The sequence below is a fragment of the Leptospiraceae bacterium genome (genome assembly GCA_024233835.1).
GTDB lineage: Bacteria > Spirochaetota > Leptospiria > Leptospirales > Leptospiraceae > JACKPC01.
In genome coordinates this window covers 928,983-943,318 of record JACKPC010000001.1, presented here as the reverse complement: position 1 = coordinate 943,318, position 14,336 = coordinate 928,983, and the positions used below count along the sequence as shown (strand labels likewise).

Genomic DNA, 14,336 nt, shown 5'->3' with positions numbered 1-14,336 from the left:
TATGAAAATTTTAAAACCCATAGTATATTTTTCACTTTTCATATCCCTTTTGTCCTGTTCTTCTTTTCCGAATAAACCGGAAAAAGTGGAAACAGGAAACTATAGCTTTGCAAAAAAGTATCTTGATTATCTCGGTAAAGAAGCTATGGATAAAAATAAGATACGGGGTTTAGCTATAACAGTAATGGATGAAAAGGAAATATTGTTTGAAAAAAACTACGGAGAAGAAAAGGAAGATACGGCCTTTACAGAAACAAGTCCTTTTCGGATTGCCTCTGTCAGTAAACTATTTACAGCCCTTTCCATCATGCAGCTTGTTGAAAAAAAGAAACTGAACTTAAAAGATCCTCTAAAAAAATACATACCCGAATTTCGTTTAAAAAATGGTTCCGAGTCTAAAATTACTCTTGAAATGTTATTAGCTCACCGTTCCGGTCTTCCCTCTGTAGCTAAGGATTTTTATATCAATGAAGGAGTAGATAAAGCGGAAGATATCCTTGTCACTCTTTCCGGAATGGATTTGATTGCTGAACCGGGAACTAAATTTCAATATTGTAATACCTGCTATAATCTTTTAAGCAAAATAATTGAAAAAGTTAGTAAACAGAACTATGAAGATTATATAAAAAACCAAATATTTATTCCTCTGGAGATGAATTCTTCTGAAGTTTTCCTGAAAGACATAAATTCTGTTTACGGATATGAACGCTTGAAGCTTTTTTCTGCAGAGAGAGTGAAAAACTTTCCGATTCGAGATAGAGGAGCCGGCTCAATTATATCTAATCTTTCAGATATGAAAAAGTTCTTACAGTTTTTACTTGCTCCGGAAAGAAAACCAGGTATCGTGAAGTCTGAAAGCTTGCAGAGAATGTATGAACTTTTATTTCCCGATTCTTCCGAAGTAAGATTTGGTAAATATGGAATCGGCTTTATGGTCAATCTCTTAAAAGTTCAAAATTCCGAATTAAACGTGGGGCACGGAGGAGATCTCCCCGGTTTTACCAGTGCCTTATTCTATTTACCCCAGGATAAACTGGGGGGTATTGTTTTTGCTAACACGGGAACTGCCAGAATGGCAAGGTTCAAACTTTTGAATGAAGGTCTTTCCGCTTTCCTGGAAGCGAAAACAGGAAAAGAGTATAAGCTTCCGCAAAAAGAAGAGCGTAAATTTGTTCCCTTAGACGATAAAGAATTATCTTCTCTTGTTGGATTTTACCAGGGAGCAGGTATTGCTTTTTCAATAGAAAAAGAAGGAAATAGTTTAACTTTTTTTAGTCGGGGGCAAAAACTAAATTTACAGCACTTAGGGAATCAAAATTTTGGGATATATATTAAGTTACTGGGTCTTTTTAACATTGACTTATCTCCGGCTTTCTTTCTTTCCGATTCTACAAGTATAAAGTTTGAAAAACAGGAATCAGGAAAAATTCGTGCAATCTTGCAAATGAAATATGCAGGTTTTCAAATAGATACTATTTCCGAAAAAGTAGAATGGGAAGAAGACCGTGAGTTGTATAAGGATGTGCTTGGAAATTATTTAATAACAGAAGATAGTTTAAGGCATACAGATAAGTCTTTTTTGCCTGTTAACAGGATACAACTTCTAAAAGTAAAAGATAAGCCTCTTTTAATAAGAAATTTCGCCGAGAAGCAAATGATGGCAGAAGTATACGGAAGCTACGAGTCAGCAAATACTTTCTTTCTTCCGGAAATCGGTCATATCTACCAGGAAGGAGATCTTATCAGGTTTTCCGGTTTAGTTTACAAAAAAGAAAAGGCGAAATAAATCTAAACATTACACATGCCATACCGAATTTTACTGATAAGCAATTTTTGTGTATAAGAAATACTTGATAATTCTAAAGAAGCATTCATATTGTAATCAAGGAATTATAAGGTAGATTTTATTCATGTATGAAAGTATTAACAATTTAATAAGTTCCGGTAAAATATTAAAAAATTCACCTTTCGGCTACGCCCTTCATAAAATTATCTTAGATTCTTCAGGCAATACTATAGATTATGAATTTTTAGATGTAAATACCTCATTTGAAATTTTTACCGGCATAAAGGCTTCTTTTATTATTAATAAAAAAGTAACAGAAGCCATTCCTTTAATCACAAAAGATGATTTTAATTGGATACAATTCTATGGAAAAATTGCTCTCGGTGAAACTCAGACAAAAGAGTTTGAACAATTTTCCGAAGCCCTTGGAAAATGGTATAAAGTTCATGCTTATTCACCAGACAAATATTTTTTTGTTACTTTATTTGCTGATATAACAGATGAAAAAAATATAATAGAGGAAAAATCAGAAAAATTATTGGAAACCTCCATTTTTTTAAGCCAAACAAATGAGATGGCAAAAATTGGAGGCTGGAAGTATGATATTGAAAAAGAAGTATTATACTGGACAGAGCAAACATACATCATTCATGAATTAGATTTTTCTTATATTCCTACTCCTTCCAACGCAATTATGTTTTACAAAGAAGGAAAATCCAGAGAACAAATATGGACTGTATTCAATAAATGTATAAATGAACAGATAGCTTTTGATGCTGAATATGAATTAGTTACAGCCAAAGGACGTGATTTATGGGTTCGAAGCATAGGAAAACCGGTTTTTAAAGATGGAAAATTAATTCAGATAGCAGGAACCATTCAGGATATTACCAATAAAAAGAAATCAGAGAAAGATTTACAAATTCTTTATGAGAAACTTAAAGGATTCAAATTTGCGATAAACCAGGCCAGCATTATTTCAAAAACAGATATAGAAGGTTATATCATATATGCAAATGATAACTTTTGCCGGGTAAGTAAATATTCGAAAGCAGAGCTAATCGGAAGTAAACATAATATTATAAATTCAAAATATCATTCCAATGAGTATTGGACATCTATGTGGGATATAATTACATCCGGTAAAATATGGAGAGGAGAAGTTCGAAATCAGGCAAAAGACGGAAAATATTATTGGGTAGATACCTACATAGTACCCATAAAAAATAATGAGGGAGAAATATATGAGTATCTTTCTGTCAGGAATGAAATCAGCGATAAAAAGAAAATGGAAGAAGCCCTGGTTAGAACTCTTGAAACTTTAAATGAAACTCAGAAAATCGCTCATATAGGTAGATGGGATTATGATATCCAAAATAACAAATTGATTTGGTCAGAAGGAGCCTGTCAGATTTTTGAAATATCTCCTGAAGAACAACCCTCATCCTACGAGGCTTTCTTACGATATGTTCATCCCGAAGACCTGCAAAGGGTAAATGAAACCTACATAGATTCTATTCAAAATAAAAAAGAATACAAAATCACTCATCGTATTATCACAAAAAATGCAGCAATTAAATGGCTAAGTGAAACCTGTAGAACTGATTATAATGAAGAGGGAGAACCGATTCGTTCTATCGGAACCGTACAGGATATTACCGCCTTAAAAGAAGTTGAACTCTCTTTAATACAGGCCAAGAAAAATGCAGAAGCAGCTGTGGAAGTGAAAAGTCAATTCCTTGCCAGCATGAGTCATGAAATTCGCACTCCCCTGAATAGTGTCATTGGATTTGCAAACATATTAGAAAAAACATACCTTCAACCTTTACAGAGAAAGTATTTAAATAATATTACAACTTCCGCTCAAACTCTGCTGGATATTATCAGTGATATTCTTGACTTCTCAAAAATGGAAGCCGGTAAATTAGAGTTAGAAAGTATTGCAACAGATATAAATGTATTTTTATCCGATGTTCTGGATATGATTCTATTTTCAGTTAATAAGAAAAATTTAGAATTCATCCTGGATGTTCCACCCGATTTTCCGGATCAGATTCATATTGACAGACTGAGACTTAAGCAGGTTTTAATAAATCTTTTAAGCAATGCTGTTAAGTTTACCGAAAGAGGTAAAATTGAGCTTGCCCTCAGATACAGGCTACTTGAAGAAGAGAACAGGGTTATTGTAAAATTCTGGGTAAAAGATAGTGGCATAGGTATATCTAAAGAGAATCAATTAAAACTCTTTCAACCTTTCACACAAACAGATTCCTCTATAACCCGAAAATATGGAGGTACCGGTCTGGGATTGGTCATATCTAAAATGATACTAAACGAAATGGGATCAAATCTATTCCTGCTTAGTAAAGAAACTGTTGGAAGTAAATTTTATTTCAGTTTTCAAACCCAATGTAAATATGAAGATAAAAAAACTCAATTTTCAATAATTAAAGAGATCCATCTTATTGGGAATAGTACAAAGAATAATAAAATACTCAATAATTTATTAAGATATCATAATATACAGTTAACCTATCATAATGAAAAGGAAGGTCTTGACTTTTTAAAAAATTCAAACTCTTTAAATATTTTCCTGATTGATTATAATTCTTTAAATTTAAACGGAGAAACATTTCTAACCGAATTAACCCGCTACCTCAATGATAATATAGTGACTATATTAATACATAAGAATAACGATTATGAAACCCTGAATTTTAATAAATTATTTCATAAAAATTTTTATCATCTAACGAAACCCCTACAGTCAAAAGAAATTATAGACCTTTTAAAAAAAATAGAAGCAGCACTCAGTTCTCAGGAAGAAAGGATAAGTTCTCAAGAAAGCCTGCAAATAGACTACGAGTCCCTAATTATTAACCGGGATGAAAACATCTTGATTTTGTTGGTTGATGATGTCGAATTAAACATGATCCTTTTAAAGGAATTTATTAAATTATATTTACCCAATGCTGAAATAATTGAAGCTGTGAATGGTCAGGATGCAATAGAAATGTATGAGACCTATCTACCCGAATTTGTATTTATGGATATCCAAATGCCTATTGTTGATGGATATAAAGCGACCAGGGAAATAAGAATTTTTGAAAACCAAGTAGGGAGAGAACATATACCAATTGTAGCTCTTACTGCCGGTGTAAGAGATAATGAAGTTGAGCTTTGCCAGGAAGCAGGGATGAGCGACTTTCTGAAAAAACCCATAAACCAGGCACAGCTACAGGATTTATTACGAATATATTTCAAAAACTAAAAAACTTTGTGTGCCCTAGAAAGCAGGAACCAATTACAGATTTAGAAAAGAAAAATATGGGAAATAAAATAACCGGTTACAGAATTTACAATGCTGAACAAAATCGTAGGACAAAAAGGAATGATTTACCTGAATTTTATCCTGATCTTCCGGAGAAAAAATATAGCATCATTTATGCAGATCCACCCTGGGACTATGGTGGTAAAATGCAATTTGATAAAAGCAGTAAGAGTGCAGATAAAATAGATCTGAGTAAAAATATTTTCATTAGTTCGGCTAATTTTAAATATCCAACTGTTAAAACAAAAGATTTAATGAGAATTCCCATATATGAAATTGCAGATAACGACTGTTTACTTTTTATGTGGGTCACAAACCCTCATTTAGCTCAGGGCATAGAACTGGGAAAAACCTGGGGTTTTGAATATAGGACCGTAGCCTTTGTCTGGGATAAAATGAATCATAATCCAGGGCAATATACTTTATCTTATTGTGAACTTTGCCTGGTGTTTAAACGAGGCAAAATACCCAGACCCAGAGGGGCAAGAAATGTAAAACAACTTATCAGAGTTCCCAGGACTGAGCATAGTGAGAAACCAATTGAAGTATTAAATAATATTGAGAAAATGTTTCCGAAACAAAAGAAAATAGAGTTATTTGCAAGGAAAAAAAATAAAGGTTGGGATGTTTGGGGATTAGATGTTCGAGAAGTTTATGAATAGTCATTTCGAAATAGATCTCTGTTCTTATAGAGGAGAGCATAAGGATTTTTGAATAATTCTACAGTCTAATTTAGAAAATTAGATTTATCTATTTCAAAAATTCATCAGGATCTAAACTGGTATTTTTAAACTTTCCTTATATTACCTCCTATATCCCTTTTAAACTGAAAAACAGTGCTGTTCAATACTGGAAAATCGGAGTTTTTCTATAGCAGGTGACTTAAGCTCAGACTTGTAGAAATACAAAAATGTCGAGAATATCCTTGACAGTTTGTGATTTTAATTAGAATAATATTCAAAATACAGAAGGGGTTTTATATGTCTGAGATATATGAAGTTGTAGTTATAGGGGGTGGTCCCGGTGGTTATGTGGCAGCTATTCGAGCCTCCCAATTAGGATTTAAAACAGCGGTAATCGAAAGAGATAAGTTGGGAGGAATCTGCCTGAACTGGGGTTGCATACCAACAAAAGCCCTTCTTCAGAGTGCTCATCTCTTAGAAGAAATGAAACGCTCAAAAGAATTTGGTATCCTGAGTGAAAATCCCAGACCGGATTTTCCTGAAATAATACAGAGGTCTCGAAATGTAGCTGCCCAGATGTCAAAGGGTGTAAGCTTTTTAATGAAAAAAAACAAGATAGATGTGATTGAAGGTAATGCGAAGTTTAAAAACCGTAATACGATGATACTTGAAAAGGAAGGGAAGTATTCCGAAGTCCAATCTAAATATTTTATCCTCGCTACCGGTGCCAGGGCAAAAGAATTTCCGGGGGTTCCCTTTGATAATCACCGTGTGATATCCAGTAAAGAAGCAATGCAGTTAAAAGAAATTCCTCAGAAACTTGCTGTTATTGGTGCGGGTGCTATAGGAGTGGAATTCAGTGACTTTTATGCCTCTATGGGTTCTGATGTAACTCTCATTGAATTTTTACCGAGTATTCTTCCCAATGAAGATGCAGAGATATCCAAAATTTTAGATCGCTCATTAAAAAAACGTAAAATAACTGTAAAAACGTCTACAGCTGTAAAAAGTTTCTTTCTTAAAGATAATTCTGTAACATTACAAATGGAAAACTTACAAAAAAAAGATTCGCAACTGGAAACTTTAGATTTTGATAAAGTATTGGTAGGAATCGGTCTTCAGGCCAATACAGAGAATCTACAATTAGAGGAATTGGGAATCGTATTAGAGAAAAGTTTTATACAGGTCAATTCGAAATACAACACAGCAGTTGAAAATATTTATGCAATCGGTGACTGCATCGGTCCTCCGCTTCTGGCTCATGTGGCATCTTTTGAAGGGATCAGAGCGGCAGAAGCCATAGGAATCAAAGAAAATAGATTTCCGGAAAAAGATTACGAAACAATAAACTATGAAATGATTCCCGCTTGCACCTATTGTCATCCCGAAGTGGCTTCTGTGGGTTTGAGTGAAGAAAAAGTAAAAAAAGCAGGTATAGAATACAATGTGGGCAAGTTTCCTTTTTCAGCCAGCGGTAGAGCCCAGGCTATGGGAGATACTACCGGAATGATAAAAATTATATCAGAGAAAAAATATGGAGAAATAATAGGCGCCCATATTATCGGCCCGAATGCCTCGGAATTGATTCCGGAAATAGTATTAGGAGGCTCCTATGAATTGACTACAAAAAATATAGCAAATACTATTCACGCCCATCCGAGTTTAGCAGAAGGTGTAATGGAAGCTGCTGCTGCCGCATTTGGAGAAGCGATTAATATTTAAGAAAGCGAACGCCTGTGGTTCGCTTTCTTTTAGCTAAGTTCTATTTTAGCTGTGATATTTTTTCTTATCGTCTATCAAAACTTCTACAACAGAAGGATCTGCCAGTGTAGAAATATCTCCGAGAGAGTCATATTCTGCACAGGCAATTTTACGTAAGATTCTTCTCATAATCTTGCCCGAACGTGTTTTGGGAAGAGCGGAAGCCCAGTGGATAACATCGGGTTTCGCAATTTTACCAATTTCCTTAGAAACAAGTTCAATCAGGTCACGTTTTAGTTCATCGTTTGTATGCACTCCTTTTTTAACTGTAACAAAAGCATAGATAGCCTGTCCCTTGATATCATGAGGAAAGCCCACTACAGCAGCCTCAGCCACCGAAGTGTTTAATACAAGAGCACTTTCGATTTCAGCAGTACCAATTCGGTGCCCGGAAACATTCAATACGTCATCTACCCTTCCTGTAATCCAGAAGTATCCGTTTTCATCCCGTTTGGCTCCATCGCCGGTGAAGTAATAGCCCTTAAACTGACTGAAATAGGTTTGCTTAAAGCGTTTTGGATCGCCATACACTCCCCGCATCATCGATGGCCAGGGACCTTCCATGCAGAGGTTTCCGGAAACTTCTCCTTTTTCAGGAAGTTTATTTCCTTCGTTATCTAAAAGTACAGGCTTTATTCCAAAGAAAGGAAGTGTGGCGGAACCCGGTTTGGTGGCTATAGCACCGGGGATAGGTGTTATCATCATGGCTCCTGTTTCAGTTTGCCAGTAGGTATCTACAATAGGACATCTTTCTTTACCAATATTTTTATTGTACCATTCCCAGGCTTCCGGATTGATAGGCTCTCCGACTGTTCCGAGGATGCGCAAAGAAGAAAGAGAATGTTTTTTAACGTGTTCGAGTCCTTCTCTGGCTAAAGCACGAATAGCTGTTGGAGCGGTATAAAATATATTCACCTGGTATTTATCCACAACTTCCCAAAATCTTCCGGGATTCGGGAAAGTAGGTACACCTTCGAACATAATCGATGTGGCACCGTTCGATAGGGGTCCATATAAAATATAACTATGGCCGGTTATCCAACCAATGTCTGCGGTACACCAGTAAGTGTCTTCTTCCTTATGATCAAATACGTAATGAAAAGATAAATTAGTTCCTACTAAATATCCACCTGTAGTATGCAATACCCCCTTGGGTTTTCCTGTTGAACCGGAAGTATAGAGGATAAATAGGGGATGTTCCGAATCAGCTTTGTAGGGTTCACAGGTATCGGAAATTTCATGATCCTTCATGAGAAAATGATACCAATGGTCTCTTTTTTCATTCCATTCGAGATTGGCCTCCGAGCGGGTTCTTCTAACTACAATTACATTATCTACTTTAGATTCTGCATCTTCAAGGGCTTTATCGACATTTATCTTCAAATCAATAGTCTTTCCACCCCGAAAACCTCCATCAGCCGTAATGATTAAAGATGGATGACAATCATCGATACGACTCGTCAGGGCATGGGGCGAAAAACCACCAAAGACGATGGAGTGAATTACGCCGATTCGCGTACAGGCCAGTGCAGTAATCGCCAATTCGGGAATCATCGGAAGATAGATTAACACACGGTCTTTAGGTTTCAGACCCATTTTTTTCATTACATTGGCAAAACGACAGACTTCCCTGTGTAGTTGTTGGTAAGTATAAACTTTGGATTCCTCGGGATTATCTCCTTCCCAGATAAGGGCTGCCTTGTTTTTCCTGTAAGTATTCAAATGCCTATCGAGACAATTATAAGACACGTTTAACTTGCCACCTTCAAACCATTTCGCTTTCCCTTCCGCAAAATCATGGCTCAGAACTTTTTCCCAGGGTTTGAACCAATCGAGGCGCTCTGCCTGCTTTGCCCAGAATTCTTCCGGGTTATTTATAGATTCTTTATATAATTTCTGGTAGTCTTTCAGGTTCAGATTTGCCTGCTTAATAAACTCATCGCTCGGTTGAATTACTCTTTGGTTTGCCATTGGGCCCCCTTTTATTATATAAGGTTAAGTTAAAAAAATAAGATGTAATTTTCTACTCATTTTTTTCGCATACAGAATCTTTTCCGGATTTCAAAATATTCCCTCTAAAAACAACGCGAACTACTCAAAGTTAAGGCATTAAAAAAGACTTGTAAAAAAGGTTTCTCAAGATAAATGGAGTTAGTTAAATTAATATATTTTTACTTGACTTTTTTAAACAAAAGCTTGACAGAAAAATAGCTGCATAAAATTTTATAAATGTTCCGTTTTAACTCTAACGGTGTGTGTGACAAACTCTGAAACTAATACTTCTTATTATCCTAATATTTCAATTTTCTTGTAAAGAAAAAAATCCTCATGGTTTTGACAGAGGTTTAAAACCTATTTCTATCCCCGAATCTACCCTTTCGGCCAGTTCCTGCCAGGAATGTCATGAGGAACAGTACAAAGATTGGAAGATTTCCAGGCATAGAGCTGCTTTTACCAACAGTCTTTATACCGAAAGCCATAAGAGAGAACCCTTAAGCTGGTGCACAAACTGCCATGCTCCTCTGATGAAAGCCGGAGGTGATGTGGAGAACATTAAAGATAGACTATATACTGAGGAAGGGGTTTCCTGTATTGTCTGCCACGTTCGAGAAGGAAAAATCCTCGTAGCAAAACTTCCGAAAAAGATAAGCGAGCATCGCTATATCGAAGCCGCGTATATGCAGTCCTCCGAGTTTTGTGCTTCCTGTCATCAATTTCCCTTTCCGGTCGGAACGGGTATGGAGAAAAACAAAAAATTTCATTTATCTACCCAGGCCATGCAGAATACCTATGAAGAATGGAAAGAGAGCTACTATGCGGACAAGAAAACCTGTCAATCCTGCCACATGCCGGAAGCAAAGGTCGGAAAATATAGTTATAAAAGTCATAGCTTTTTAGGTGGGCATTCTAAATCTTATCTTTCCGAAACCTTCGAAGCCGAGTTTTTTTCGGTAGAAGAAAACAGGCTTCTTCTACGACTGAAAGCAAAACAAATCGGTCATGCCTTTCCTACCGGTGATTTATTTCGAACTCTGGAAATTCGTCTTTTGGATAAGAATAAACAGGAAATATGGACACATAAATTAAGATACAAGTATATTCAAAATCCGGAATATCCCAAGAATCCAAATATTTCTGCGAAGAAATTAGAATCCAAAGAGATTCTTCTTCCACCGTATGCCAATGAAGATTCGACTTATGAAAAAAGTTTTGCTTTATCCAGATCGGATCTGGATAAAATTCGTTACTACAGGTTATTAATGGTATATACCCATGAAAAAAATAGTCCGGGCAATGAAGTTCCCCATGAAGACAGAGAACTCCTATTTTTAGAGAATGAATTTAAGCTTCAGAAAAACACAAAGGAAGATGTAAGCGAACCTAAATCAGAAGGATAGGAGTTCACCCTTTTTAAAATCTCTTGTTTCGAAGTTATAGACAAATCTTTCTACATCAACTTTATCCTGTTCGACCCTGACAAGATGAAATCCGCAATCATGATGGGAATCAGAAACCCGGGTGCTTGAAGCCGAATTTATAATGGTAAAAGGAAGCTCATCTGTTGACTTTTTCGTATAATTCGTATGATGATGCCCGTGTAGATAAACAAGAGGAGGAAAGGTCTTTAATTTTTCGAGCCTTCCTTTTTTGTCTTTTAAACTGTGGTTTTCCGGTTCGGGTCGGTAGCTCGGGTTCCAGAGCGGATGATGACAGAGGAGAAGATAGCTCTGTATACCCTTTTTTCTTAAAAAAATAAATGTGGTGTCTATAACCTCATCGTGTATTTCCCCACAGGCTTCTGTCAGGGAACGTGGCTCGTTAGAATCCCAGCCAATTACGTATAAATCCCGGAAGGTTTTATATCTGAGAAAAAGTTTCTCATTTTCTGCAAAAGATATGCCTGTATACCTCGAGAAATATTTTTCAAATAAACGAACCGGTTCTATGGATTGTTTCGTATAACGGTCATGATTTCCCGGGATAACAAAAGTTCTTTCATCCAGCACCGGTTCTAAAAGCTCCCTCGCTCTTTCAAACTCTTTTTCTCCCGATACATTGGTGAGATCTCCCGTTATAAAAAGGCCGTCATATTCTGTTTTTGAAATAAAACGAAGAAGTGCTTCTCGAATTTCCTCCGGGTGCTTATGTCTTCTACGAATGTAAAAGTTGATATAACCGGCTATCATCTTATTCCGCAAAGAAAAAAGAGGAAGTGCAGTAGGAAAGTGCAGGTCAGATATATGAATAAAGGTTTGCATTTTAAAAGCCTATTTCTAAAATCCCGAGGATTTCCCCTTTGAGAACTTTAGAACCTTTTGGAACTCGAATTTCTTTCAATATACCCTTTACCGGGGATTCAACGGGGAAGGAAGCTTTTTCGGTTATCAGTTCGAGGACTTCTTCTCCCTCTTCGATAAGCTGCCCTTCCTTTTTGTACCACTCGATAAGCTCAATTTTATCGGCATCTCCAAGGTCCGGGGTTTTTAGTTCAAGAAATTGACTTTTTTTCTCCATATTATCTCCAGAGGCTCAAAACATACTTGCATTGGAACTTTGTTTTTGTTATTGTACATGGTATTCGATAGGACTTATATGGCAAATCAGAAAAAAATACTGGGCAGTAAAGAAATCGAATCGAGATTGGATGAATTCATTCAGAGAAACTATCTGCACCTCCACATTCGAGGCCTTACCCGCGATACCCGTGACCTGGTTTCAAACCTTGTAAATGGTATCCTCGACAGAATCGGTGCCGATCCTCTGTGTTCTTTTCACTTATTTAGCGGACTTATGGAGGCTCTTTTAAACGCTTTAAAAGGTAATTTAAGGTATATTATCTATAAAGACGAAATCCTTAAAAAGCTAATTGAAGTTGAAAAGTCCAGAGAGGAATTAGATCAAATTCTTCAGGTTATTCTGGATACAAGTCCCTTGCGCGATGCAATGCAGCGTTATATCATACCTGAAAAAATTAAGAAACTCGTTCAGACCATCCTTTCCCTCGAAGAGAAAATCAGAGTGAAAAAGGTTGAGCTAAAAGAAGGGGATAAGGACCTTCTTTTCTCGATTCGACAAAAAATTAAAGAGGACGATGCGAAGATTGTGCTAAAGGTATATCTCGATGAAGAACACCTGTTAATCGTCGTGAAAAATGATGCACCGGTTATGGATACCGACCTCGAAAGGATCGAAGTTACGCGTCGTAAGCACTATGAACTTTATAAAGAGGGAAAATCTGCGGAGTTTTTCCGACCGGAACACCTCGATGAAAAAGAGAGTGCGGGTTTTGGTATAGCAATGATAGACGAGGGTTACTACAATATGAATTTAAACCCCTTAGAATTATTTTCCTATAAAACCGACAACCGAACCACTACCGTATTTTTAAAATATCCCCTTCAAAGACTTCAAGAAGGGGTTCCCTTTATGTAAACAAAGGGGTTAACTAACCCCTTTACTTTTCTCTCCCAGTTCTTTCATTTCTTTGTCCAGATTTTCTACATCCCGACCAAAATATAAGCTGGCGACGAAAAGAAATATGGAACAGGGTAACCAGAAGGTAAAAGAAATTCCAAGAGCGTGGGTAAGCCCCAGGTAAACAGCAAGCTGTCCGGCTACAAATTGACCGATTCCATAACCCACCGCGTCTGTCAGGTTAAATATAGAAAAAATAGCTCCCCTGTCTTCGGGTGGATTGGTGCTTAAAAGCATATTTCGCATATTGGCTCCGGTGACTGTCGCAAAAGCGGCCCCCAGAAGACCGAATAGGCCCACTAATACCGGATCAGAGGGGATAAAATATACAAAACCGACAGTGAAAAGCATACCAATAAACGTAGTAATAGAGGAAAAAAGGGGTTGGTAGGCTGCTTTCTTTTTAAATAAGCTTCCCCCGGCTATACCTCCAAGGATTCCTCCCAGAACGGCACCGATACCGAAAACAGCGTATATATTCGTGGCAGTATTTACATCAAAACCCTTAGTTTCGGTTAGAAATTTCACGAGTAAAATTAAGGCTCCCCATGGAATAGTTCCAAATATACCCTGTAAAAATAGAAGGAGGTTAGTTTTGAGAGAAACGAGTTTCGAATAATCGGAAAAACGAATACTTCTGGGATAAGAAATTTCACCTGATTCGATCAATTCTCCGATTCCGGCTTCTACCGCTCCCTTTCTGGGCTCCGGAACAAAAAAATAGAAAAGAGGAACCAGGAAAAAATTGGGTACGGCTACTAAAATAAAGGGGAGTCTCCAGCCATAGCCTGCTCCGAGACAGTACCCTGCAACAAGGATGCCCAGAATTCCCCCGATACCCCAGCAGGTTGTAAGAATAGCGGCCGCAAGTGTCCTCTGATTTTTATCAAAGAAATCCCCTATCATGGAAAATACGATAGGGAAAGCGGCTCCGACCCCGAGACCGGTCAGGATGCGAAGAACATAAAATGTTTGGAAGTCCGGGGCATAGGCGCTTAGAAGACAGGGAACTTCTGCAAGGAGAACGGAAATCGCAAATAGTTTTTTGCGGTTTACCTTATCAGAAAGATAGCCGAAGACAAGGCTTACCGCAGCGCCAAGGACAGAAAAGAATAAGGACATAAGACCGATTTGGCCTGAGTCTACCTTGTATTCAATTTCTATTTGCTTTAAAACAGCACTGATAATATTGTTATCTGCGGTTAAAAAAATGATGTTTACGGCCATTAAGAAGGCTATCCAGTAAGGAAATCGTTTTTCCAAAAGTATTCTCCTTTATTTAATACCAGCTTCGCAATGC

The 14,336-nt window shown here is 37.0% G+C and carries 10 protein-coding genes; 6 read left to right on the top strand and 4 right to left on the bottom strand.

Features of this window, described 5'->3' with window-relative positions; translation table 11 throughout:
- Position 1 precedes the first annotated feature (1 nt).
- The 4 genes from H7A25_04350 (at position 2) to lpdA (ending at position 7,522) form a co-directional block, all read left to right on the top strand.
- Positions 2 to 1,786 (top strand): serine hydrolase, encoded by a 1,785-nt coding sequence (locus H7A25_04350; GenBank protein ID MCP5499108.1) that lies wholly within the window; start codon positions 2 to 4, stop codon positions 1,784 to 1,786.
- A gap of 124 nt (positions 1,787 to 1,910) precedes the next feature.
- Complete coding sequence (locus tag H7A25_04345) at positions 1,911 to 5,057, top strand: PAS domain-containing protein (GenBank protein MCP5499107.1); 3,147 nt, start codon at positions 1,911 to 1,913, stop codon at positions 5,055 to 5,057.
- A 56-nt stretch (positions 5,058 to 5,113) separates the two neighbouring features.
- The gene (locus H7A25_04340; protein ID MCP5499106.1) at positions 5,114 to 5,779 is read left to right on the top strand and encodes a transcriptional regulator; all 666 of its coding nucleotides are present in this window, start codon (positions 5,114 to 5,116) and stop codon (positions 5,777 to 5,779) included.
- Between the two features lie 318 nt (positions 5,780 to 6,097).
- The gene (gene lpdA, locus H7A25_04335) at positions 6,098 to 7,522 is read left to right on the top strand and encodes a dihydrolipoyl dehydrogenase (GenBank protein MCP5499105.1); all 1,425 of its coding nucleotides are present in this window, start codon (positions 6,098 to 6,100) and stop codon (positions 7,520 to 7,522) included.
- Positions 7,523 to 7,567: 45 nt separating this feature from the next.
- On the opposite strand, the gene acs is transcribed toward lpdA, so the two are convergent.
- Positions 7,568 to 9,532, bottom strand: a complete 1,965-nt coding sequence (gene acs / locus H7A25_04330; protein ID MCP5499104.1) for an acetate--CoA ligase — start codon at positions 9,530 to 9,532, stop codon at positions 7,568 to 7,570.
- Positions 9,533 to 9,828: 296 nt separating this feature from the next.
- Here acs and H7A25_04325 point away from each other — a divergent pair, with 296 nt between their 5' ends.
- The gene (locus tag H7A25_04325) at positions 9,829 to 10,959 is read left to right on the top strand and encodes a cytochrome c554 and C-prime (GenBank protein MCP5499103.1); all 1,131 of its coding nucleotides are present in this window, start codon (positions 9,829 to 9,831) and stop codon (positions 10,957 to 10,959) included.
- Here H7A25_04325 and H7A25_04320 read toward each other — a convergent pair.
- Both H7A25_04320 and H7A25_04315 read right to left on the bottom strand, forming a co-directional pair.
- Positions 10,948 to 11,820, bottom strand: coding sequence for a metallophosphoesterase (locus H7A25_04320; GenBank protein MCP5499102.1), 873 nt, complete (start codon positions 11,818 to 11,820; stop codon positions 10,948 to 10,950). The genes H7A25_04325 and H7A25_04320 overlap by 12 nt on opposite strands.
- A gap of 1 nt (position 11,821) precedes the next feature.
- Positions 11,822 to 12,076: a hypothetical protein gene (locus H7A25_04315; GenBank protein MCP5499101.1), complete on the bottom strand. Its 255-nt coding sequence runs from the start codon at positions 12,074 to 12,076 to the stop codon at positions 11,822 to 11,824.
- A 78-nt stretch (positions 12,077 to 12,154) separates the two neighbouring features.
- Between H7A25_04315 and H7A25_04310 the strand changes: the two genes are divergently transcribed.
- Entirely contained in the window at positions 12,155 to 12,994 is an 840-nt protein-coding gene (locus H7A25_04310; GenBank protein MCP5499100.1) for a hypothetical protein, read from the top strand.
- A gap of 9 nt (positions 12,995 to 13,003) precedes the next feature.
- On the opposite strand, the gene H7A25_04305 is transcribed toward H7A25_04310, so the two are convergent.
- The gene (locus H7A25_04305) at positions 13,004 to 14,299 is read right to left on the bottom strand and encodes an MFS transporter (GenBank protein ID MCP5499099.1); all 1,296 of its coding nucleotides are present in this window, start codon (positions 14,297 to 14,299) and stop codon (positions 13,004 to 13,006) included.
- Positions 14,300 to 14,336 lie beyond the last annotated feature (37 nt).

Bases quoted from the DNA above. Each gene is read 5' to 3' on its own strand.
- acs (MCP5499104.1), bottom strand. From the start codon at position 9,532: ATGGCAAACCAAAGAGTAATTCAACCGAGCGATGAGTTTATTAAGCAG.
- H7A25_04320 (MCP5499102.1), bottom strand. From the start codon at position 11,820: ATGCAAACCTTTATTCATATATCTGACCTGCACTTTCCTACTGCACTT.
- H7A25_04310 (MCP5499100.1), top strand. From the start codon at position 12,155: ATGGCAAATCAGAAAAAAATACTGGGCAGTAAAGAAATCGAATCGAGA.
- H7A25_04350 (MCP5499108.1), top strand. From the start codon at position 2: ATGAAAATTTTAAAACCCATAGTATATTTTTCACTTTTCATATCCCTT.
- H7A25_04315 (MCP5499101.1), bottom strand. From the start codon at position 12,076: ATGGAGAAAAAAAGTCAATTTCTTGAACTAAAAACCCCGGACCTTGGA.
- H7A25_04340 (MCP5499106.1), top strand. From the start codon at position 5,114: ATGGGAAATAAAATAACCGGTTACAGAATTTACAATGCTGAACAAAAT.
- lpdA (MCP5499105.1), top strand. From the start codon at position 6,098: ATGTCTGAGATATATGAAGTTGTAGTTATAGGGGGTGGTCCCGGTGGT.
- H7A25_04345 (MCP5499107.1), top strand. From the start codon at position 1,911: ATGTATGAAAGTATTAACAATTTAATAAGTTCCGGTAAAATATTAAAA.